Source organism: uncultured Enterococcus sp. (genome assembly GCF_913775425.1).
Taxonomy (GTDB): Bacteria; Bacillota; Bacilli; order Lactobacillales; family Enterococcaceae; genus Enterococcus_G.
In genome coordinates, this window is sequence record NZ_CAJYIS010000018.1 from 1 (window position 1) to 22,817 (window position 22,817).

Annotated in this window: 20 protein-coding genes and 1 pseudogene; 19 read left to right on the top strand and 2 right to left on the bottom strand. The window is 39.4% G+C overall.

Translation table 11 applies throughout. The annotated features are described in order from the left end of the window. Positions 1-86: pseudogene (locus QZ413_RS01820) on the bottom strand (50S ribosomal protein L25); the annotation flags it as partial. A 287-nt stretch (positions 87-373) separates the two neighbouring features. On the opposite strand from QZ413_RS01820, the gene QZ413_RS01825 reads away from it, so the two are divergent. The 16 genes from QZ413_RS01825 to QZ413_RS01900 all read left to right on the top strand — a co-directional run bounded on the left by QZ413_RS01825 (position 374) and on the right by QZ413_RS01900 (position 18,743). Then, positions 374-1,087 (top strand): pseudouridine synthase, encoded by a 714-nt coding sequence (locus tag QZ413_RS01825; protein ID WP_297075649.1) that lies wholly within the window; start codon positions 374-376, stop codon positions 1,085-1,087. A 10-nt stretch (positions 1,088-1,097) separates the two neighbouring features. Next, positions 1,098-1,805, top strand: coding sequence for a YjjG family noncanonical pyrimidine nucleotidase (locus QZ413_RS01830; RefSeq protein WP_297075652.1), 708 nt, complete (start codon positions 1,098-1,100; stop codon positions 1,803-1,805). A 117-nt stretch (positions 1,806-1,922) separates the two neighbouring features. Then, complete coding sequence (gene udk, locus QZ413_RS01835; RefSeq protein ID WP_297075655.1) at positions 1,923-2,555, top strand: uridine kinase; 633 nt, start codon at positions 1,923-1,925, stop codon at positions 2,553-2,555. A gap of 233 nt (positions 2,556-2,788) precedes the next feature. Continuing rightward, on the top strand, positions 2,789-3,247 hold the full coding sequence (locus QZ413_RS01840) for a YaiI/YqxD family protein (RefSeq protein ID WP_297075657.1): 459 nt from the start codon (positions 2,789-2,791) through the stop codon (positions 3,245-3,247). Positions 3,248-3,341: 94 nt separating this feature from the next. Next, positions 3,342-4,397, top strand: coding sequence for a D-alanine--D-alanine ligase (locus tag QZ413_RS01845; RefSeq protein ID WP_297075660.1), 1,056 nt, complete (start codon positions 3,342-3,344; stop codon positions 4,395-4,397). Between the two features lie 56 nt (positions 4,398-4,453). After that, positions 4,454-5,797 (top strand): UDP-N-acetylmuramoyl-tripeptide--D-alanyl-D-alanine ligase, encoded by a 1,344-nt coding sequence (gene murF, locus QZ413_RS01850; RefSeq protein WP_297075662.1) that lies wholly within the window; start codon positions 4,454-4,456, stop codon positions 5,795-5,797. Between the two features lie 103 nt (positions 5,798-5,900). Continuing rightward, positions 5,901-6,911: an adenosine deaminase gene (gene add / locus QZ413_RS01855; RefSeq protein ID WP_297075664.1), complete on the top strand. Its 1,011-nt coding sequence runs from the start codon at positions 5,901-5,903 to the stop codon at positions 6,909-6,911. 330 nt (positions 6,912-7,241) lie between these two features. Continuing rightward, positions 7,242-8,825: a degradosome RNA helicase CshA gene (locus QZ413_RS01860; protein WP_297075666.1), complete on the top strand. Its 1,584-nt coding sequence runs from the start codon at positions 7,242-7,244 to the stop codon at positions 8,823-8,825. 123 nt (positions 8,826-8,948) lie between these two features. After that, positions 8,949-9,305 carry a holo-ACP synthase gene (gene acpS, locus QZ413_RS01865; protein ID WP_297075669.1) on the top strand — a complete coding sequence of 119 codons (357 nt, stop codon included), beginning with the start codon at positions 8,949-8,951 and terminating at the stop codon, positions 9,303-9,305. 24 nt (positions 9,306-9,329) lie between these two features. Next, the gene (gene alr, locus QZ413_RS01870) at positions 9,330-10,448 is read left to right on the top strand and encodes an alanine racemase (protein ID WP_297075672.1); all 1,119 of its coding nucleotides are present in this window, start codon (positions 9,330-9,332) and stop codon (positions 10,446-10,448) included. 10 nt (positions 10,449-10,458) lie between these two features. Continuing rightward, positions 10,459-10,833 carry a type II toxin-antitoxin system PemK/MazF family toxin gene (locus QZ413_RS01875; protein WP_297075674.1) on the top strand — a complete coding sequence of 125 codons (375 nt, stop codon included), beginning with the start codon at positions 10,459-10,461 and terminating at the stop codon, positions 10,831-10,833. Positions 10,834-10,907: 74 nt separating this feature from the next. Beyond that, positions 10,908-11,120 carry a hypothetical protein gene (locus tag QZ413_RS01880; protein ID WP_297075675.1) on the top strand — a complete coding sequence of 71 codons (213 nt, stop codon included), beginning with the start codon at positions 10,908-10,910 and terminating at the stop codon, positions 11,118-11,120. Between the two features lie 13 nt (positions 11,121-11,133). Next, positions 11,134-11,928, top strand: coding sequence for a pyrroline-5-carboxylate reductase (gene proC / locus QZ413_RS01885; protein ID WP_297075676.1), 795 nt, complete (start codon positions 11,134-11,136; stop codon positions 11,926-11,928). A gap of 160 nt (positions 11,929-12,088) precedes the next feature. Further along, on the top strand, positions 12,089-14,791 hold the full coding sequence (locus QZ413_RS01890; protein ID WP_297075678.1) for a YhgE/Pip family protein: 2,703 nt from the start codon (positions 12,089-12,091) through the stop codon (positions 14,789-14,791). 118 nt (positions 14,792-14,909) lie between these two features. Beyond that, positions 14,910-15,941: a tRNA preQ1(34) S-adenosylmethionine ribosyltransferase-isomerase QueA gene (queA, locus tag QZ413_RS01895; protein WP_297075681.1), complete on the top strand. Its 1,032-nt coding sequence runs from the start codon at positions 14,910-14,912 to the stop codon at positions 15,939-15,941. Positions 15,942-16,100: 159 nt separating this feature from the next. Further along, the gene (locus tag QZ413_RS01900) at positions 16,101-18,743 is read left to right on the top strand and encodes a calcium-translocating P-type ATPase, PMCA-type (protein ID WP_297075682.1); all 2,643 of its coding nucleotides are present in this window, start codon (positions 16,101-16,103) and stop codon (positions 18,741-18,743) included. 162 nt (positions 18,744-18,905) lie between these two features. On the opposite strand, the gene QZ413_RS01905 is transcribed toward QZ413_RS01900, so the two are convergent. Beyond that, the gene (locus QZ413_RS01905) at positions 18,906-19,598 is read right to left on the bottom strand and encodes a DUF975 family protein (protein ID WP_297075686.1); all 693 of its coding nucleotides are present in this window, start codon (positions 19,596-19,598) and stop codon (positions 18,906-18,908) included. A gap of 148 nt (positions 19,599-19,746) precedes the next feature. Here QZ413_RS01905 and tgt point away from each other — a divergent pair, with 148 nt between their 5' ends. The 3 genes from tgt to QZ413_RS01920 form a co-directional block, all read left to right on the top strand. Continuing rightward, the gene (gene tgt / locus QZ413_RS01910; RefSeq protein ID WP_297075688.1) at positions 19,747-20,892 is read left to right on the top strand and encodes a tRNA guanosine(34) transglycosylase Tgt; all 1,146 of its coding nucleotides are present in this window, start codon (positions 19,747-19,749) and stop codon (positions 20,890-20,892) included. 64 nt (positions 20,893-20,956) lie between these two features. After that, positions 20,957-21,304 carry a preprotein translocase subunit YajC gene (gene yajC, locus QZ413_RS01915; RefSeq protein ID WP_297075691.1) on the top strand — a complete coding sequence of 116 codons (348 nt, stop codon included), beginning with the start codon at positions 20,957-20,959 and terminating at the stop codon, positions 21,302-21,304. Positions 21,305-21,454: 150 nt separating this feature from the next. After that, the coding region (locus QZ413_RS01920; protein WP_297075694.1) for an aldehyde dehydrogenase family protein at positions 21,455-22,817 on the top strand (1,363 nt) is incomplete at its 3' end.

Sequence of the window (22,817 nt, forward strand, 5' to 3'; positions counted from 1 at the left end):
GCAGGTACTTTACCTTCGTGACGTAATTGGTTACGTAATGAACGGGGGCGAACTTCTCTTTTACTTGCTTTTAGTGAAACTGACATAATTAAATTCCTCCTAGAAAATTGGGTCCGAAGACACTTTATTTTAAGCAAATTTTGATTACTCTTCACATGAAGTGGGTACGTGAGAACACGCAAAAGGGTAACTTTGAATACAAAGCTACCCTGGAAAGTTTGATTGAACTTTTCTCCACCAGGTTGTAACGCTGTGTATGAGAAACATATTTACTTTACTCATTAAGCATAGGACGGATAGTTTAAAAAGTCAAACAAAGTGATTTTGGATCGCTTGAATGTACGGTATAATAAGAAAAAAACAGAGGAATCTAATGAGAATTGATAAATTAATCGAAAAAAACTTAAATACTTCCAGAAAGCAAATGAAACGGCTTTTCTTAACGGGTCAAGTCATAGTGGATGGAGAAAAGATATACGAAGAAAAATTAAATGTCGATAGCCAGATCCATGAAATCACTGTGGCCGGCAAACGACTTGAAACGACAGAACAGTACTGGCTCTTGCATAAACCACAAGGCTATGTAACCGCCAATTCAGATCAAAATCATCAAACGGTCTTTGATTTACTAGATCCACAAGATCGACATCCTGATTTATATGCTGTTGGACGACTGGATCGGGATACGACCGGTTTACTATTATTGACCACAAATGGACCATTGGGATTTGCTTTATTGCATCCTGATCGTCATGTCGAAAAAACCTATCATGTAACCGTAAATGAAGCATTGACCGCACAAGATGAACAAGCATTTTTAGCCGGGATCGAATTTATCGGTGGAATAGTCTGTAAACCAGCAAACTTAAAGATTTTAGAGACTTCTCCGACAAAAAGTACTGCATTGCTTACGATTTCAGAAGGCAAGTTTCATCAAGTGAAAAAAATGTTTTTAGCTCAAGGGAAAAAAGTAATTGCGTTAAAGCGTGTATCTATGGGACCATTAAGCTTAGAACAAGAAGACGTTGGTTCTTATCGCGCGTTAACAAGTCAGGAATTGCACGCTTTGAAACCATATTTTAACTAGGGGGAATGTTATGCATTATAAAGTGATTTTATTCGACGTTGACGATACATTATTAGATTTTCAGGCTGCTGAAAAGCAAGCTTTGACCTATGCATTTACAACCCAAGATATCTCGGTAACAGAGGAATTGATTGCCTATTACCATCAGATGAACCGTAATGTGTGGAAGATCATCGAAAAAGAAAATGATCGCCGCGAAGAGATGCTTGTTGAGCGATTCAAACGAACGCTGACGTATTTTGCGATCAAAGCAGATCCAAGTTTACTCAATCAGGCGTTTCGTACGCAGTTAGCCTCAGAACATCAACTTTTAGGCAATAGTTTAGCTGTTGTGCGAAAGTTGTATGACGAAGGCTACACCCTACAAGTTGCTTCAAATAGTCGTGGAGTGACTCAGCGAAAACGGTTGAAAGCTGCAGGCCTATTAGAATATTTCGATCAAATTTTTGTTTCTGATGAAGTTGGTGCCCAAAAACCAGCCAAAAAGTTTTTTGACACGATTTTTTATGCGAATCGCGATATTCCTAAAGACAAGCTTGTGATCGTAGGTGACTCTTACACTTCAGATATCACAGGTGGTATCAAAAATGGGATCGACACGATCTGGCTTTCGACTGAAACACTAGCAAACGATCAAGCAAAACCGACTTATCAAATCGCAACTTTAGATGAATTACCAGCGTTATTGAATGAGTTGGAATCAAGTGCACAATTTTAAGAAATTGCAAGCCTTTTTTTAATGATTTAGCAAAAATCGTCGGTTTTTCATGGTAATTTATCAAAAATTCGCTATAATAGATAGAAGTGTGAAAAAGCAGACGAAAGAGGTAGACAGATGAGTAAGAACAAGCCGATTATTATTGGAGTGACTGGGGGATCTGGTAGTGGGAAGACAAGTGTCAGTCGAGCGATTTTAGATCATTTTCCAAATCACTCCATTATGATGCTTGAACATGATTCCTATTATAAAGATCAAAGTCATTTGAAATTTGAAGATCGTTTGGCAACAAACTATGATCATCCCTTTGCATTTGATACCGATCTATTGATCGAACATTTGCATCAATTGGTCGAATATAAAACGATCGAAATCCCAGTATATGATTATGTCAAACATACACGTAGCGATCAAGTGGTCGTGCAAGAACCTAAAGAAGTGATCATTTTAGAAGGGATCATGATTTTAGAAGACGAGCGTTTGCGTGAGATGATGGACATTAAAATCTATGTCGATACAGACGATGATACGCGTATTATCCGTCGAATCAAACGCGATATCGAAGAGCGTGGTCGTACATTAGATTCTGTGATCGATCAATATTTAGGTGTGGTAAAACCAATGTATCATCAATTTATCGAACCGACGAAACGTTATGCGGATGTGATCGTGCCAGAAGGTGGCGAAAACCATGTAGCGATCGATTTGATCACTACTAAAGTAAGTGCCATTTTAGACGAAAAAAACTAGGCTTTCTACTTATTTTGTGATACTATATCGTTATGCGATGAGCCGAGGCGGTTGACTTAGGTCAACTACTCAACAGAGGCACAAGAGGAAACTCACCTGCCGGATTTGCAGGGTGTCGGATGGGAACTATGTGGAAATGGGCCCATCTACTAGCAATAGTACTGGTGAACCAACAGAATTTTTCTGTTGGTTTTTTTTATATCCTTAGCTTGAGTTAGTAAAGGAGGATTTTCATGCGTTTAGTTATCGATGGCGATGGCTCGCCAGTTAAAGAAGAAGTCATCCAAGTCGCCAAACAATTTAACCTACCTGTTTTGATCGTAACGAGTATCGCTCATTTTACGACCAAAGAATATCCAGATTTTGTCACGCTAGTCTACGTCGAAAAAGGACATGATCGTGCTGATTATGAGATCGTGAAATTAGTAAAAGCAAGTGATTGGGTGATCACTCAAGACTACGGTTTAGCTTCTTTATTGTTGCCAAAAGGGGTTCGCGTCTTCCATCAATCCGGTGTGGAATACCAAAAAGAGACGATCGATTTATTGTTACTCAGACGTTTTGAACATGCGGAATTACGGAAACAAAAAAAACGTGTCAAAGGTCCTAAACCATTTACTCATGAGGATCGTAAGCATTTTTTACAAGTGCTGACGCAAGAACTTACCCAATATTTCAATAAAATGGACTAGAAAAACGTTAAAAGATTACGTGTCTTTACAAGTGTTTTATGCTAAAATAGGGGAGAAAAATTTCTGATAAGAGACCTTATAGGAGGAACAACTCTTGAAAATTACATTGTTATATGGAGGAAAAAGTGCTGAACATGATGTTTCGATTCTTTCTGCTTTTTCCGTTTTACAAGCAATTTATTATGATTACTATCAAGTTCAGTTAGTCTTTATCTCAAAAAGTGGCGAGTGGCTAAAAGGCCCTTTATTGACAGAACAGCCGACTGATATCGAGCAATTGCATTTAACCGTTGGGAAAAACGCCACGTCTATTGCACCAGGCGAAATCAAAGAAACCGATACGATCGTGTTTCCATTATTACATGGTCCAAATGGTGAAGACGGCACGATCCAAGGCTTTTTAGAAGTATTGGATATGCCTTATATTGGAGCGGGAGTTGTGACGAGTGCCTGTGGGATGGACAAGATCATGACAAAATATATCTTACAAGCTGCGGGGATTCCACAAGTACCATATGTACCCGTTTTAGAACATCAATGGAAAGAAAATCCAAAGCAAGTGTTCGAACAATGTGAAGGATCATTACTCTACCCAATGTTTGTTAAACCAGCGAATATGGGATCAAGTGTAGGGATCTCGAAGGCAGAAAACCGTTTAGAGTTACAGACTGCTTTAGCTGAAGCCTACAAATATGATTCTCGTGTCGTGATTGAACAAGGGATTGAAGCACGTGAGATCGAAGTTGCCGTATTAGGAAATGAAGACGTGCGTACGACAGCGGCTGGCGAAATCGTTAAAGATGTTGCCTTTTATGATTACAACTCGAAGTATATCGACAATAAAATCGAAATGCAGATTCCAGCAGAAGTATCCGATGAAGTCCAACAACAAGCCCAAGAGTACGCAAAAAAAGCTTATATCATGTTAGGCGGTAGCGGACTTAGCCGTTGTGATTTCTTTTTAACAAATAAAAATGAATTGTTCTTAAATGAATTGAATACGATGCCAGGGTTTACGCAATTTAGTATGTATCCTTCTTTGTGGGAAGCGATGGGACTAAAATATGGCGATCTAATCGAAGAATTGATCCAATTAGGATTGAATCGCTACAAACAGCGTCAACATCATGCTACAGATTTTTCAAACTAAGTCACAAAGAGTCGGCTCGCATTTACGGTCGGCTCTTTTTTTAAGGAGAATTTACGATGAAATTATCAATAACCGAAGTTGCGGCTCTTTTTTCAGCTAATTATAGCGATCCAAGAATGATTACTGGAGTTGAGTTTGATAGCCGAAAAATCAAACCAGGAAATCTATTCGTACCGTTAGCGGGAGCGCGTGATGGTCATGAGTTTATCGAACAAGCGATTGAAAACGGAGCGATCGCTACTTTTTGGAGCCAAGAAACGTCTGCACCTTCTACGATTACAGCAATTGCAGTACCTGATGTTTTAGCAGCTTTTCAAACACTTGCGACGTACTATCGTGACAAAACGGCGCCCAAGGTCGTAGCGATCACTGGAAGTAATGGGAAAACAACGACAAAAGATATGACTGAATCTGTACTTTCGCAGCAATTTAAAACGTATAAAACACAAGGAAACTACAATAATGAGATCGGCTTACCGTACACCTTATTGCACATGCCTTCGACTACAGAAGTGGTAGTTCTTGAAATGGGGATGGATCATGCTGGTGACTTGACATTGTTATCTACGATCGCAAAACCAGATATTACAGCGATCACAATGATCGGTGAAGCACATATCGAAAATTTAGGATCACGAGCAAATATCGCAGCGGGTAAAATGGAGATCACAGCAGCTTTAGCCAAAGATGGTGTGGTGATCGTTCCCGAAAATGAACCGTTACTACAGCCATTGACTGCGAAATTAACCCAAAAGAAGCAAACATTTGGGATTCAAACTGGTGATCTAGCAGCACAAATTTTAGAAGAAACACGAGACTACACTCGTTTTGTAGTCGATGGTCATCTTTATCAGATTCCAGTTATCGGTAGCTATAATGTAACGAATGCATTGATCGCAATTGCGATCGGACAGTTATTAGGCTTATCAGTCGAACACATCCAACATGGTCTAGCTACATTTGAACTAACCAAACAACGCACGGAATGGTTAAAAGCATTCAATGGAGCGGATCTGTTGAGCGATGTCTACAATGCCAATCCAACTGCGATGAGCTTAGTATTAGATAGTTTTGGTAAACTAGACGTTTCAGGTAAAAAAATCGCCGTACTAGCAGATATGCTAGAATTAGGACCTGACGAACTAGCAATGCATGCACAAATGATCGATCATTTAAACGGCTATGATGAAGTCTATCTTTATGGAACACGGATGCACGCGTTAGCCGAACTGATTCCAGATCGCTATCCTGAACTGATCTATCGATTATTTGAGCCAACTGAAAAAGAAGCATTGATGCAAGGATTAAAACAACAGTTAACACCAACAGATAGTATAGTATTCAAAGGAAGTAACGGAATGGGATTAGCCGAAGTGGTTACTTTCTTACAAAATAATTAGTAAAAACAGACATTTCCTGAAATTTCCAAGAAATGTCTGTTTTTTTATATACAATTTCGTAAAGACTCGTTATAATGCTAAAAATACCTAAAGGAGTGACCGCATGTTTACCTATGAATCAATTCAAACATTTCCAAAATCTGAATTACACTGCCATTTAGATGGTTCGATTCGTCCAGAGACGTTACAACAAATTGCACGTGTACAACATTTACCGATCGAAGAGGATCTTGCAATTGTAAGAGAGAAGATGCAAGCTTCGAAAACGTGTCAAAATTTAGAGGAATATTTGGTTTGTTTTGATTATGTGTTGCCGTATCTTCAAACAAAAGAAGCGTTAAGAATGGCTGCTTTTGACGTTATGGAGCAAGCCGCTGACGATGGTGTCGTGTATTTAGAGATTCGTTTTGCGCCTAGTTTGTCGATGGAAAAAGGCTTGTCTGTATCAGAAACGTTACGTGCTGTAGCACAAGGTATCAAAGAGGCACAAGAGCGATATGCGATCATAGGAAACATTTTAGTTTGTGGCATGCGCAATACTTTGTCCACTCAAGTAAACGAAATATTTACACAAGTCCTAGCGCAAGGAGAGGAAAAAGTCGTTGGCTTTGATTTGGCTGGACCAGAAGCAGATGGCTTTGCGTTAGACTTTAAAGAGCCGTTACAGTTAATCGATCATGAAAATGTCCAATTGACGCTACACGCTGGTGAGTGTGGTTGTACTAAAAACATCCATCAAGCCATCGAATCTGGTGCCAAGCGGATCGGTCATGGAATCAGTTTAGCTAAAGATCTCGATCGACTACCAGCGGAAGTTTGTATCGAAGGTTGTCCGACCAGCAATATTCAAACGCAAGCAATCGAATCTTATGCACAATACCCAATCCGTCAATGGTTAGAACGTGAGATCGTATTTTGTTTAAATACGGATAATCGCACCGTGTCCAATACCACATTAACAAATGAATATTATCAAATCACAAAAGCGCATCATCTAACTGAAGCTGAATTTCGCTTGATCAATCGCCAAGGAATCATTCATGCATTCACTAGTGAAGAAATCAAAGCAGAAATCTTACAAAAAATGGCGCGAAGCACGCTTGAAAGAATATGAAATCTTGAGTCTGTAAACTTGATGTAAATTTCATCCTGTGTTAGAATGAATGACGTGCCGAAAGACGAAGTTATCATTTAGAAACTTAAATTCCCACTAAGGGATCTTAATAGACAGGCAAATTTTTGCCAGATATTCAATGCTAGGCGGAGACAATGGAATGTATACAGTTGTCTCGCCTTTTCTAATGTCTTCAAGAAGTGGTTTTTCGGTGAGAATCTACCATTGTAAGGGACGATGGTGGATATAGCTATGAACACTTCAACGAAAAGACAAGACCCTTTAAGAAGAGGGCGCCATAAGTCATTATGGTACAATAGGAGGATTCATTTGAAATTTAAAGACTTAAATTTATCACCAGAGCTTTTAGCATCTATCGAACGTGCAGGCTTTGAAGAAGCAACACCGATCCAATCAGAAACAATTCCATTGGCTTTAGCTGGTAAAGATGTTATCGGACAAGCGCAAACGGGTACTGGTAAAACAGCTGCTTTTGGTTTGCCAATGTTGGAAAAAATCGATACGACGAAACAACAATTACAAGGATTAGTCATTGCGCCAACTCGTGAATTAGCGATTCAAACGCAAGAAGAATTATACCGCTTAGGTAAAGACAAAAAAGTACGTGTTCAAGCCGTTTATGGTGGAGCTGATATTAGTCGCCAAATCCGTCAATTAAAAGACCGTCCACATATCGTAGTCGGTACTCCAGGACGTATGTTGGATCATATCAACCGTCACACCTTAAAATTAGCAACAGTTGAAACATTAGTATTAGATGAAGCAGATGAAATGCTAAATATGGGCTTCTTAGAAGACATCGAAGCAATCATCTCTAAAGTCCCTGAATCACGTCAAACATTATTATTCTCAGCAACAATGCCACCGGCGATCAAAAACATCGGTGTGAAATTCATGCATGAGCCAGATCACGTGAAAATCAAAGCCAAAGAAATGACTGCTGATTTGATCGATCAATTCTACGTACGTTCAAAAGATTTTGAAAAATTCGATATCATGACGCGTTTACTAGACGTTCAATCACCAGAACTGACAATCGTATTTGGTCGTACAAAACGTCGTGTTGACGAATTAGCACGTGGTTTAGAATCTCGTGGTTACAAAGCAGAAGGAATCCATGGTGATCTTTCTCAACAAAAACGTATGAGTGTATTACGTAGCTTTAAAGGTGGAAATCTTGATATCTTAGTTGCGACAGACGTTGCCGCTCGTGGATTAGATATTTCTGGCGTTACTCATGTATACAACTACGATATCCCTCAAGATCCAGAAAGCTATGTTCACCGTATTGGTCGTACTGGCCGTGCTGGTAAAGGCGGAATGTCTGTAACGTTTGTAACTCCTAATGAAATGAGCTACTTACACGTTATCGAAAACTTAACGAAAAAACGTATGACACCTCTACGTCCACCAAGTGAAATCGAAGCGTTCAAAGGCCAATTAGGTGCTGCGATTGAGCAAGTAGAAGAAAAATTAGCAGAAAATGGTTTAGATCGTTACTTAGCTTCAGCTGAGGAATTATTACAAGATCATTCTGCACAAGATATTGCTGCGTTACTATTAAAAGTATTAGCAAAAGATCCTGCTGATCAAGAACCAGTTAAAATTACACCAGAACGTCCATTACCTCAAGGGAAGAAAAACTTCGGCGGAGGCAATCGCAATCGTGGTGGCGGTGGAAACCGTAACCGTAATGGCGGAGGCGGAAATCGTCGTCGTGATAACCGTGGCGGAGGCCGTGACGAACGTGGTGGCCGCGATAACCGCGACCGTAATCGTGATGGCGGTGGCAACCGTGATCGCAATCGTGGACCACGTGAAGATGGAGCGAAAAGAAGTCGTCGTTCTTCAGATAGCAAACGTAGTTTTGTGATCCGTTCAAACCAAGATTAATAAGTAAACGAGTAAGGCTGATGTCTTGCTCGTTTTTTTTATCCAAAAAAGGAAAAAATATATCTGTTTTTCTCGAGATTTTTTGGTAGAATAAGACTAACTTTAGAAAAAGGACTTACATAAATGATTAAAGGAATCGGCATTGATGCAGTTGAGTTACCTCGAATTGCGCGAATTATTGAAGAGAAACCTTCATTTGCAAAACGAGTACTCACCAAAAATGAACATACGTATTTTGACTCCCTTCCTAAGCATCGAAAAATCGAATTTTTAGGAGGGCGTTTTGCATGTAAAGAAGCATTCTCTAAAGCCTATGGGACTGGGATTGGTAAAGTAACCTTTCAAGATCTTGAGATTTTAGCTAGCTCAAAAGGTGCACCAGTGTTTACCAAAGCACCTTGGCCGCTAGAGATGGTACATGTCAGCATTACGCATACAGATACCACCGCATTTGCACAAGTAGTATTAGAACAAGAGTAAAAAAGAGAGAAAGAAGGGATGATTGTGGTCACATCGTATCATCGCCCTACTCAATTGATTATTGATTCTGAGGCAATCCGTCAAAATATGCACCATCTACATACCCATCGTCGACCAGAAGAAGAAGTGTTCGCTGTAGTCAAAGCCAATGGCTATGGTCATGGCGCTGTTCCAATAGCGAAAATTGCTTTAGAAGAAGGAGCAACGGGCTGCTGCGTGGCGACGATCGATGAAGCGATCGAACTACGTGAGGCCGGCATACAAGCACCTGTTTTGATTTTAGGAATCGTCGACCCACAGTATTTAGCACTGATTAGTCAGTATCGCTTTTCGATTCCGCTTGCCACATCACAATGGTTAAGAGAAGCAAACAAAACGTATCAACAAACACCATGGGAAAATCCAATCGCACTTCATCTTGCGATCGATACAGGAATGGGTAGAATCGGCTTTACAAATCAAGCTGAAGTCTTACAAAGTTATGAAACAATCGATGAGTTAGCGGGCTTTTTTTGCGAAGGGATCTTCACTCATTTTTCCACAGCAGACGAAGCGGATCAGTCGTATACAAATGAACAAAATCAACGCTTCAAAGCGATCATCGCTAGTTTACCAAAGCGTCCACGCTACATTCATTCTGCAAATAGTGCGAGTGAATTATGGCAAGAAAGTGAAGGGAACTTGGTTCGTTATGGCATCTCACTTTATGGTTTAAATCCTTCAGGCAATGCGTTAGATTCACCCTATCCACTGATACCAGCATTGAGTCTAGTATCTGAATTGGTGCAAGTCAAACAAGTGCCAAAAGGAACAAAGATCGGCTACGGTGCAACCTATCAAACACTTGATACCGAATGGATCGGTACGATACCGATTGGTTATGCAGATGGATTTGTTCGTAAGCTACAAGGTTTTCATGTCTTGATCGATAACCACTATTGTGAGATCGTAGGTCGTGTGTGTATGGATCAAATCATGGTCCGTTTGCCGTATGAACTACCGGTGAAAGAGCCGGTCGTACTTGTAGGAACAATGGGTGAAAAAAGTATTGAATTAGTAGATTTAGCAACATATATAGGCACGATTCATTATGAAGTCGCCTGTCTATTTTCAGAACGATTACCAAGAATTTATAAACATTAGGGGGAAGTATATGATTAGGCGAGGAGATATCTACTTTGCAGATCTATCTCCGGTCGTTGGTTCAGAACAAGGCGGTGTACGACCGGTATTGATTGTTCAAAATAATTTAGGCAACCATTTTAGCCCAACGGTGATCGTTGTGGCCATTACCGCAAAAATTGCCAAACCGAAATTACCGACGCATATTCCAATTGCAGCGTCGAAGATGGGATTAGAAAGAAATTCAGTGATTTTAGCAGAACAGATTCGCACGCTCGATAAGTCACGCTTAAAAGACAAAATTTGCCGAGTCGATGAAGAAAAAATGATGGAAGTTGAACGCGCGATTAAGGTCAGTGTGGGGATTGATCTTAAAGTGTCTGAAAATGGTCTTTTATCTAAATGAGTACAATTGCATTCATACTTATACTTCTAACAGCTTTAGGTCTGCTTTATCAAATTATAAAAAAAATCCGTCACTTGAGACAACAGCAACAAATCGAATTTGAAGGCTATTGTTTGCTTGTAACTATCAACCGAGCAGACGAATACCAAACAAAGCCGACCGGTATTTTTCAACAAGGGGAACAAGAGTGGGAGTGGCAAATTCCCTTTTCAATGCAGACTTTAAAGACGCCAGTCAGAGGATATGTCGTCGTTAACAAACAAAAAGTAGTGTCATTTGATCAATAAAGGAGATTTATAGATGTTGAAAATTGGATTTATTGGCGCTGGTAACATGGCCCAAGCAATGATCAAAGGGATGATCGATAGTCAACTATATCAAGCAAGTGAAATTTTAGTCTATAACCATCGCTATGCGCCAACTTTAGAAAAAGTTGTCGATACCTATCACGTTACACCGATTTTAGAAATGGAGCAGTTGATCAAACAAGTTGATTTAGTGATCTTAGCGGTGAAACCAAATATTTTACGTCAGTTACTTGCAACGATCAAACCTTGGATTTCAACACAGTTGATTTGTTCGATTGCTGCAGGTGTTACGATTGCTGAAATCGAGCAAGAATTAGGCAATCAAAAGATCATTCGAGTAATGCCGAATACACCGGCTATGGTCGGTGAGGGGATGAGTAGTGTATCTGTCACACCAAATGTTTCAGCTGACGAACAAGTAGCTGTATTAGAAGTGATGTCTAGCTTTGGACGTGCCGAAGTGGTACCAGAAAGCTTGATTGATGCAGTAGTTGGCGTAAGTGGTTCAGCACCTGCATATGTATATCTATTCATTGAAGCTTTAGCAGATGGAGCCGTGGCAGAAGGGATGAGCAGAAGTCAAGCTTATACGTTTGCCGCTCAAACTGTTTTAGGGGCAGCGAAAATGGTCGCTGAAACCGGAGAACATCCAGCTATGTTAAAAGACCAAGTCTGCTCACCAGGGGGGACCACGATTGCAGCTGTGCAATCGTTAGAAGAAAATGGCTTTAGAGCCGCAACAATTCAAGCAGTACGGATGGCCGCGAAAAAAAATCGAGAAGGCTAATGTAAAAGACGAGACAGTGATCGATTGCCTCGTCTTTTTTTATAAACTAGACAAACTAGATACTTTGTCTAAAAAATACTTTCTGCAAATTTTCAATCGTGGAAAACTATGATGAAACGTGATAATTTAAACATCGAGACTAAAAAAGCAGGTGAATAAAGTGCAAAAAATAAAAAACGTATTTTACCTTTATCGACTAGATTGGCAACGTGTATTTAAAATACCGATTGCGGCATTTTTAATTGTAGCCTTAATGTTTTTACCTTCGCTTTACGCGTGGTTTAATATCGAAGCATTATGGGATCCATATGGGAACACTGGTGAATTACCGATTGCGATCTATAGCGACGATAAAGGAGCTACGATCAAAGATAAAAAAATCGATATCGGAAAAGATGTATTGGAAGAATTACATAAAAATGATCAGTTGGGTTGGCAATTTGTGGATTCAAAAGAAGAAGTCACAGAAGGAGTCAAATCAGGAAAGTATTATGCAGGGATCTATTTACCGAAAAACTTCTCTGAAGACTTGATTAGTTTTACTAAAGGTGAAATCAAAAAACCGACGATCAACTATTACTTTAATGAAAAAATCAATGCGATCGCGCCGAAGATCACAGATAAAGGCGCGCAAAGTTTAAAAGAAGAAATCAGTAGTAATTTTATCAATACAGCTTCTTCAACTTTATTTAAGGCATTAAAAGAAGTGGGATATGATATCGAAACAAATCTTGTTTCGATCAATAAAATCAAAGACTTGATCTTAACCACAAATAGCAATATGTCTGAAATTGACGGTTATTTAGCAGAAGTCGTGAGCTTGCATCAAAAATTACCCGAACTAAAAACCAAATTAGATAAAGCCAACGAGCTTAAAGGGTACTTACCACAAGTTGATGAATTAGGTGAAAAAATCATTGAATTAAATGGTAAGATGCCAAGTATCAAAGAACAGGCATCTGTTATTTTGACCTTGCAACAAAAAATCCCTGAATTGCAAGCTGCAGGCAATCAGCTAGCAGAAATCAACAAGGATTTTGATTCAGTCGAACAAACAATGACGCAAGGAGTCAACGAAGCAAAAGAAGGATTACAAGTCATCGAGAAGGTCCAAAGTTTGTGGCCACAAATCGAACAACTTGGTCAACAAGCTAGTGGTACAGCAACATCGGTTGAAGATTTTGCCAAACAACTGCAGACAGCATTGCCTTCGATCCAAGCTTCAGTGGAGACGACGTTAAGCTCTGTGAATCAACTAGCTAGCGATACACAAAAAGTAACAGCAAAAATTCAGGAATTACTGGATAAAAATGAACTGACTGCAGAAGAAAGAACCGCTTTACAAGCACTAGTGAACGATTTACAAAAACGGTTTGAAACGCAAGCTACTTTACTAGGTACGATTGCTGACTTTTTAGAATCATTGCAACAAACAACGAATACTACTGCATTTACACAAACGATTGAACAATTACGTAATGCCCAAACATTGGCGAATGGTATGGCACAACGTTTGAGTCAGATCGATGTGACGTCAGATGCAGGAATCAATCAGCTCAAAGCGATTTTGGGAACGATCAATACGACTGCGCAATCGATCCAACAAACGATCGCTCAAGTGCAACAGTTGAATATCGGAGATAAAGTCGGAACGATTTTAACAGAATTGATTGCAACATTAGATAATGCTCAATCCTTGATGGGCGAGATCAATTATACTCAGCTAAAACAATTGCTTGATGCAACACAAGGAACGGTTACCCAAGCGATTGGGATCTTAGAAAAATATCAAGCACAGCTTCCTGCGATCCGCCAAGAATTGACAGATGCAAATGAAATGTTGAATGGTCATATGGATCAAATCATCTCAGCGATCAATAAGGGGGCGGATCTGTATCAAAACGAATTGCCAATCGTAGCAGATAAACTACAATTAGCTAGTGAGTTTATGCAAAATGATTGGCCAGGAGTCAAAACAGATATCACGAACACTTTAGACACGGTAAATGCAAAATTCCCAGATGTCGAGAATGCATTAAATCTGGCGAATACATTGATTCAAGACGATTGGCCATCGATCAAAAAAGGAATTGCGAAGGCCGCTGAAGCAATCAATAAAGGAGAAGAAACGCTTGATCTAGGTCAATTGATCAAATTGATGAAACAAGATGTTCAAAAAGAAAGTGAGTTCTTTACGAATCCAGTCGACCTGAAAACAACCACGATGTATCCAATCGCAAATAATGGATCAGCAAGTACACCATTTTATACTGCATTGTGTTTATGGGTCGGAGCGTTACTCTTCTCAAGTATCGCAACGACGGATTTCCATTTAAGCAAAAAAGAACACCAACGCTTTACAAGACGTGAAACATTCTTAGCACGGATGTTGACCTTCTTGACGATGTCGATCTTCCAAACGCTGATCGTGACACTTGGAAATATCTTTTTACTAGGAGTCGATGTCAAAGCACCTGTACTTAGTGTGTTCTTTGCTTTATTGATCGGATTGACCTTTATGATGATCATTTATGTACTGGTCGCATTACTTGGTAACTTTGGTAAAGGAGTTGGGATCATTATCTTAGTCCTTTCCATTTCTGGTGGTGGAGGAAATTATCCGATCCAAGTATCTGGAAAATTCTTCCAGATGATCAATCCTTTATTGCCATTTACGTATGCCGTAAACTTACTACGTGAGTCTGCTGGTGGTGTGTATTGGCCGAATGCACGGATCGATATCATCGTACTAGTACTGATTGCATTAGGATTTTTTGCAATCGGACTTTACGCAGCACCGAAGATGGTTCATATCCAAAAGAAAACGAGTGCTATGATCAAGAAAAGCCATATTTTCCATTAAGAAAAAGAGAGTGTGACAAATTTTTGTCACACTCTCTTTTCGCTAAACAGGCTAGTGTAAAGTTTACTTAAAAAATGATAGAATAGATAAGCAAACTAAGTAGAGAGAGTGAAGTAGAATGTTAACAACTGAAGATTTTGATTTTGATTTACCAGAAGAATTGATCGCCCAAACACCATTAGAAGATCGTGCGAGTTCACGTTTACTTGTGTTAAATACGAAAACCAAAGAAATGGAAGACAAACATTTCCATGATATCATCGATGAATTAAATCCTGGCGATGCACTAGTTATGAATAATACCCGTGTTCTTCCTGCACGTTTATATGGCGAAAAAACGGAAACTGGTGGTCACCTAGAGATTTTATTATTAAAAAACACCCAAGGCGATAGTTGGGAAACCTTGATCAAACCAGCGAAACGCGCTAAAGTTGGCACGAAAATTACCTTTGGGGATGGTCGTTTAACCGCTGTTGTGGAAGAAGAATTAGAACATGGTGGGCGTATCATTCGCTTTAGTTATGATGGGATCTTCTTAGAGATTTTAGAATCACTAGGTGAAATGCCATTACCCCCTTACATCAAAGAACGTTTAGAAGATCCAGATCGCTATCAAACCGTGTACGCAAAAGAAAATGGTTCAGCTGCGGCACCAACAGCTGGCTTACATTTTACAGAAGAGCTATTAGAAAAAATTCAAGCTAAAGGTGTGAAATTGGTTTATTTGACGTTACACGTTGGACTAGGAACGTTTCGACCAGTTAGTGTGGATAACATCGAAGAGCATGATATGCACAGTGAATTTTATCGTTTAACCAAAGAAGCAGCGGATCAGTTAAATGAAGTGCGTGACAGCGGTGGGAAAATCGTAGCAGTTGGAACGACTTCGATCCGTACATTAGAAACGATTGGATCAAAATTTGATGGACGCTTGCAAGAAGACAGTGGTTGGACGAGCATTTTCATCAAACCAGGTTATCAGTGGAAAGTGGTCGATGCCTTTTCGACGAATTTCCATTTACCAAAATCGACTTTAGTCATGTTAGTTAGTGCCTTTGCTGGCCGTGAGTTTACACTAGAAGCATATCAACATGCCATCGACGAACGTTACCGTTTCTTTAGTTTTGGTGACGCAATGTTCGTAAAATAAATACTAAAAAACACAATCTGACGTCAGATTGTGTTTTTTTACATTTTTTTAAGTTTGTATAAAAGAACACAGACTTCTTACTTTTCGTTACCCTATTTCTTGAAAGTGTTTGACGAAGCATGCTATAGTAAAAGTAGAACGACTATAAGGAGGAATGGAATGGAAGAATATAAAAAAACAATTGATGTAGTCGAGAAAGAAACCAATGTGGATCTTTCGCAAGGATTAACTAGTCAGGAAGCAGCCAAACGGTTGAAAGAAAATGGACGGAACCAGTTTGAACAACCACCTGGTCAAACGATACTTTCAAAGATTTTGCATAGCTTATCTGATTTTACAACGATTATTTTACTTGTCGCAGCAGCAATCTCTTTTTATACTGCGTTCTCAACAGAACATGGTGATCTATTTGAGGGATTATTGATCATCGCAATCGTCGTGATCAATTCGGTTCTAGCGATCGTACAAGAAGGCAATGCAGAAAAAGCACTGGCAGCACTTGAAGATATGAACAAACAGATTACCTCAGTACTGCGCGATGGCCAAGTGATCGAGATCGACGCTGAAGAAGTCGTAGTCGGTGATATTTTGATTTTAGAAAATGGTTCAATGATTGCAGCTGATGCTCGGCTAACGCAAACTTCCCAATTACGTGTTGAAGAGTCTGCGTTAACCGGGGAGAGCGAACCCGTAATGAAAGATGCTGACTTCCAAACAACAGGGGAAGAAAGCTTGGGTGACCAGCTGAATATGGTCTTTAAGGGCTGTACAGTAGTCAACGGCCGTGGCCGTGCGATCGTTACGGCAACTGGAATGCAGTCTGAAATGGGGAAAGTTGCTACCTTATTGAATAGTACTAGTCAAACCATTACGCCACTGCAACGTCGTTTGAATCAACTGGGCAAACGGATCAGCCTGATTGCTTTAGGTGCAGCAGCTATCGTCTTTTTAGTGGGCTATCTACAAGGTGAGCCAGTACTAGAACTATTTATGACAGCAGTATCTCTAGCTGTGGCAGCTGTTCCGGAAACGTTGATGGTGATCGTCACATTAGCATTAGCTTTTGGTGTTCAAAAAATGGCGAAGAAACATGCGATCATCAGACGATTACCTGCTGTAGAGACATTAGGATCGGCAAGTGTCATTTGTTCAGATAAAACAGGAACATTGACACAAAACAAAATGACCGTTCGTCGTATTTGGCGTCATGGTGATGAAGTTGTCGATGCAGAAGATGCAATGACAGAAGAAGCGATCGAAGTTTTAAAAATTGCTTCATTATGTACCGACGTCATTATCGAAAAAGGAGAAGAAAAAACTTATAAAGGGAACCCTACGGAAATCGCGATCGTTCGCTCATTAGAAGAAAGCTACCATACCAAAGATGAGCTAGATGAAACCTATGTCCGGATCGGTGAATTGCCGTTTGATTCTGAACGTAAGATGATGACGACCGTTCATAAACATGGTAAAAAATACATTTCCGTTACCAAAGGAGCTTTTGACGTCTTGATGCCACGTTTTCGTTATGGTGACGTCGAACAAGCCACAGTTGTCAATGATCGTTTTGGGAAAAAAGCGCTACGTGTGATTGCTGTAGGATTTAGGACTTTTGATGAAGAACCAAAAGAGATGACTTCTGAATATTTAGAAAAAGATCTACAACTCTTAGGTTTGATCGGCATGATCGATCCGCCAAGACCTGAAAGTAAAGGTGCAATTGCTAGAGCGAAACGAGCTGGCATCAAAACAGTAATGATCACCGGTGACCACGTAGTGACCGCTAGTGCGATCGCTAAAGAGTTAGGAATCTTATCCAAACCACAAGAAGCGATTTCAGGTGCTCAATTACGTGAAATGACGGATCAACAGTTGGATAATCGAGTGAAAAACTTATCAGTATATGCTCGTGTAACTCCAGAAGATAAGATTCGAATTGTTCAAGCATGGCAACGTACCGGTGCAACCGTTGCGATGACAGGTGATGGTGTGAATGATGCTCCTGCTTTAAAAGCTAGTGATGTTGGTTGTGCGATGGGCATTACGGGAACTGATGTAGCCAAAGGTGCTGCGGATATGGTCTTAACTGATGATAATTTTGCGACGATTGTAGATGCAATCGCGCAAGGTCGAACAGTCTACCAAAACATTCGTAAAGCGGTAAACTTCTTATTAAGTTGTAATATCTCAGAGATCTTTATCGTATTGCTTGCAATGTTATTTGGTTGGGGTGCGCCATTTACAGCAGTTCAATTATTGTTTGTAAACGTCGTTGCCGATGGATTACCTGGATTTGCATTAGGAAAAGAACCTGCTGAAAAAGGGATCATGAACGAGGCACCAATTCCACCAAATGAAAGTATCTTTGCCCGTGGATTGTTCCAAAAAATTGGAATCAATGCAACGGTCTTTACTATCGTGACACTATTTGGTTATTACCTTGGAACGTTTGTTGATTTTATTAGTCCTTGGGTTGATGCTAGCCATGAGGTAGGACAAACTGTTGCTTTCTTGATTTTAGCGTATTCTTCGATCTTACATGTCTTCAATGTACGCAGTGAACGTTCAATCTTTAATGTACGTTTATCGTCGAATAAGTCATTATTTGAAATGGCGATTTTAGCGATCGTGATTACGACAGTCATCGCGTTAGTTCCATTTACACAATCGCTGTTTAGTTTAGTTCGAATCAGTTTCAATCATTGGTTGCTAGCGATCTTCTTATCATTTGTTCCAATTTTCGTGAATGAATTGATCAAATTCCATCGCTTGCCTGATGAAGAAGAAGCTGAAGAAGCTTAAACCAAAAGGGGTGTGACAGAAGTCTGTCACACCCCTAAAAACTAGATAAATGGTGTTCTAGAAGTAATTTCTTTAAAAAAAAGCCGAATCATTTCCGAAATAGGTGAAACTACTCTCGGAATGATTCGGCTTTTTTCTTTTGACTGTTCACTTTTGTTATATTTAGGCTAATTCTTTTGGTAAAGCATCATAAAAGGCTGCTTTCGTTGCGGCGATGTAAGGATTCAACCACAGATAACCGATTCCTAAAGTCATAATTGCTAAGATATGCCAGCCGATGAAACTAATTTCTAAAACAAAGAGTTGACCTTTATGGCCATTCATTAATTTGCGACTTGCTGTAATACAATCTAAATAACCTAAACGTTCTCCAGTATGTTCATATGTATCATAGAAAATATTGTATGCTTGATAGTATGAATAACGTTTAACAATACCTGGAATGAGAAACAGTAAAGACCATAAAGCGATAAAAATCGTTTGAATCAAATAAACCACGAAGATTACCAAAGCATAAGGTGATGTAAACGTACGAAAGGCATCTTTAAAAGGAACAATTTTTTCACGCTTATGACGTAACATGTCTAGTAATGTCCATGTAACAGCTAGTGAGAAGAAAGTACCGATCAAACCGCTGACAAATTGACCACCTGAACTAGTTCCATTGTTGCTTTGTGCAGTGATCGAAGCGCCGTCTCCTGTAAAATGATAAATCAACATAAATGAGGGCAATAAAATAAGGTAGAATACAGCTAATAATAAAAGTGTAGGCACCAAATTTAGCAATACAGCATCTTTCCAATTTCCTTTTAGCATTGCTTTAGCTTCGGTTTTTAATTCCCGATTTTTTTTCATAATCAATCCTCCCAAAAAATTTTGCAAATGCATTTGTGAATGATTCATTATATCACAAATAAGAAAGAGTAAACACGCTTGCAAATTAACTAAACTGCACTTATGATGGAAAGTGCAGTTTAATTTAAATCAGAAAGTAGGGAAATGAATGTCGCAACCAGCCATTCGTTATCGTTTAATAAAAAAAGAAAAACACACTGGAGCCCGCTTAGGTGAGATCATTACACCACACGGTACATTCCCAACGCCAATGTTCATGCCCGTAGGAACACTTGCCACTGTAAAAACGATCGCTCCAGAAGAATTAAAGCAAATGGGTGCAGGGATCATTTTGAGCAATACGTATCATTTATGGTTACGACCAGGAGAAGATTTGGTCGAAGAAGCAGGTGGCTTACATAAATTTATGAACTGGGATCAACCGATTTTAACGGATTCAGGTGGTTTCCAAGTATTCTCATTAGCTGATATGCGGAATATCGAAGAAGAAGGTGTTCATTTTAAAAATCATTTAAATGGCTCGCCACTATTTTTATCACCTGAAAAAGCTATCAATATCCAGAATAAATTAGGTTCTGATATTATGATGAGTTTTGATGAATGTCCACCATTTGATGAAAGTTATGACTATGTCAAAAAATCAGTTGAACGAACTTCTCGTTGGGCTGAACGTGGATTAAAAGCACACGCGAATCCAGATCGTCAAGGGTTGTTTGGAATCATCCAAGGAGCTGGTTTTGAAGATCTACGTCGCCAAAGTGCAAAAGACTTGATCAGTATGGATTTTCCTGGATATTCGATCGGAGGATTATCTGTTGGAGAACCAAAATCTGAAATGAACCGTGTTTTAGACTTTACGACGCCATTGATCCCAGATCATAAACCACGTTACTTGATGGGCGTTGGAACACCAGACTCGTTGATCGATGGTGTGATGCGTGGAATCGACATGTTTGACTGTGTTTTACCGACTCGTATTGCACGTAACGGCACTTGTATGACATCTCAAGGTCGATTAGTCGTTAAAAATGCCCAATATGCTCGTGATTTTAGACCATTAGATGAAAAATGTGATTGCTACACATGTAAAAACTATACACGCGCGTACATCCGTCATTTGATCAAATGTGATGAAACATTTGGTATCCGTTTGACGTCTTACCATAACTTGCACTTCTTATTGAATGTGATGAAACAAGTGCGTCAAGCCATTATGGATGATAATTTATTGGAATTTCGTCAAGCCTTTTTTGAAGAGTACGGATTTAATAAAGAAAACGCTAAAAACTTCTAAAAGGTCTAGAGAACTTATGTTGTTTTGTGCTACAGTAGAGAAAAGAATATGGAGAGGTGTCTAGATGGTACAATTAATCATTATGTTAGTTTTCTTTGGAGGAATGATGTTATTCTTCCAACGTTCACAAAAGAAACAACAACAAAAGCGTCAAGAAACATTGGATTCAATGCAACCAGGAAGTGCAATCGTTACAATCGGGGGCTTACACGGAGTCATTTCTGAAGTCAATAAAGAAAAAAATACAGTATTGATTGACTGTGAAGGAATCGTATTAGAATTCGATCGTACAGCGATCCGCACTGTAACACCACCAACGACACCAACAAGTGTGATCGTAGAAGAAACACCAGAAACTTTAGCTGAAACTGAAGTGGATGAAGTGATCGAAGAAGAAAAAACTGAAAAATAAAGAGAAAAAGAGCTAGTTTTTAGCTCTTTTTTCTTTTTTTACTTTTTAGTGAAAAAAATCACAAAAAAGTATTTACAAAAGAAAAGAAGTGAGGTATATTATTCTTGTGAATAAGTTAACAAGTTAGAGATAAATAGGAGGAACCTATCAATGGCAAAAAAAGAAGAAGTTAAAACAGTTGATGTTGCAACAATGATCGATGAATTGGCGGCTCGTGGAAACGAAGCAATGCGCAAAATGTCTGATTTTACTCAAGAACAAGTCGACCATATTGTACATGAAATGGCAATGGCAGCTTTAGATAATCACATGATGTTAGCGAAAATGGCAGTTGAAGAAACTGGTCGTGGAATTTACGAAGATAAAGCAATCAAAAATATGTACGCTTCTGAATATATTTGGCATTCAATCAAAGATGATAAAACGGTAGGGATCATCAGTGAAGATAAACAAAAAGGATTGATCGAGATCGCAGAACCAGTCGGCGTTGTTTGTGGAGTAACACCAACAACAAATCCAACGTCAACAACGATCTTTAAAGCAATGATTGCCTTAAAAACACGTAATCCGATCGTATTTGCTTTCCATCCAAGTGCACAAAAATGTTCAGCTGAAGCTGCACGTATCGTGCGCGATGCAGCGATTGCTGCAGGAGCACCAGAACACTGTGTACAATGGATCGAACAACCATCGATCGAAGCAACACAAGGATTGATGAACCACCCAGGTATTGCGATCGTATTGGCAACTGGTGGAGCAGCAATGGTGAAATCCGCTTATTCAACTGGAAAACCTGCTTTAGGTGTAGGACCAGGTAATGTACCATCATATATCGAAAAAACAGCGAAAATCAAACGCGCCGTAAACGATTTGATCGTATCAAAAACATTTGATAACGGTATGATCTGTGCTTCTGAACAAGCAGTCATCGTAGATAAAGAAATCTATGATGAAGTAAAAGCGGAATTCCAAGCACATCAAGTCTACTTCGTGAAACCTGAAGAATTAGAAAAATTAGAAAATACAGTAATGAATGAAGGTAAATATGCTGTAAATCCAGCAATCGTTGGGCATTCAGCAATTTCAATCGCGAAAGATGCAGGAATCGATGTTCCAGCTGGAACAAAAATGTTGATTGCTGAAATCGATGGTGTTGGACCACAACATCCATTATCTCGTGAAAAATTATCTCCAGTATTGGCAATGATCAAATCAAACAGTACGGAACATGGAATCGAATTAAGTGAAGCAATGTTGAATCTAGGTGGACTAGGACATACTGCTGTTATCCATTCTGAAGATGAAGATGTACAGATCAAATTTGCTTTACGTATGAAAGCTTGCCGGATCTTAGTGAACACGCCATCTGCAGAAGGTGGTATCGGAGATATTTACAATGAAATGTTACCATCATTGACATTAGGTTGTGGATCTTACGGACGTAACTCAGTTTCTCGTAACGTATCTGCAGTAAACTTGATCAACGTGAAAACTTTGGCGAAACGGAGAAATA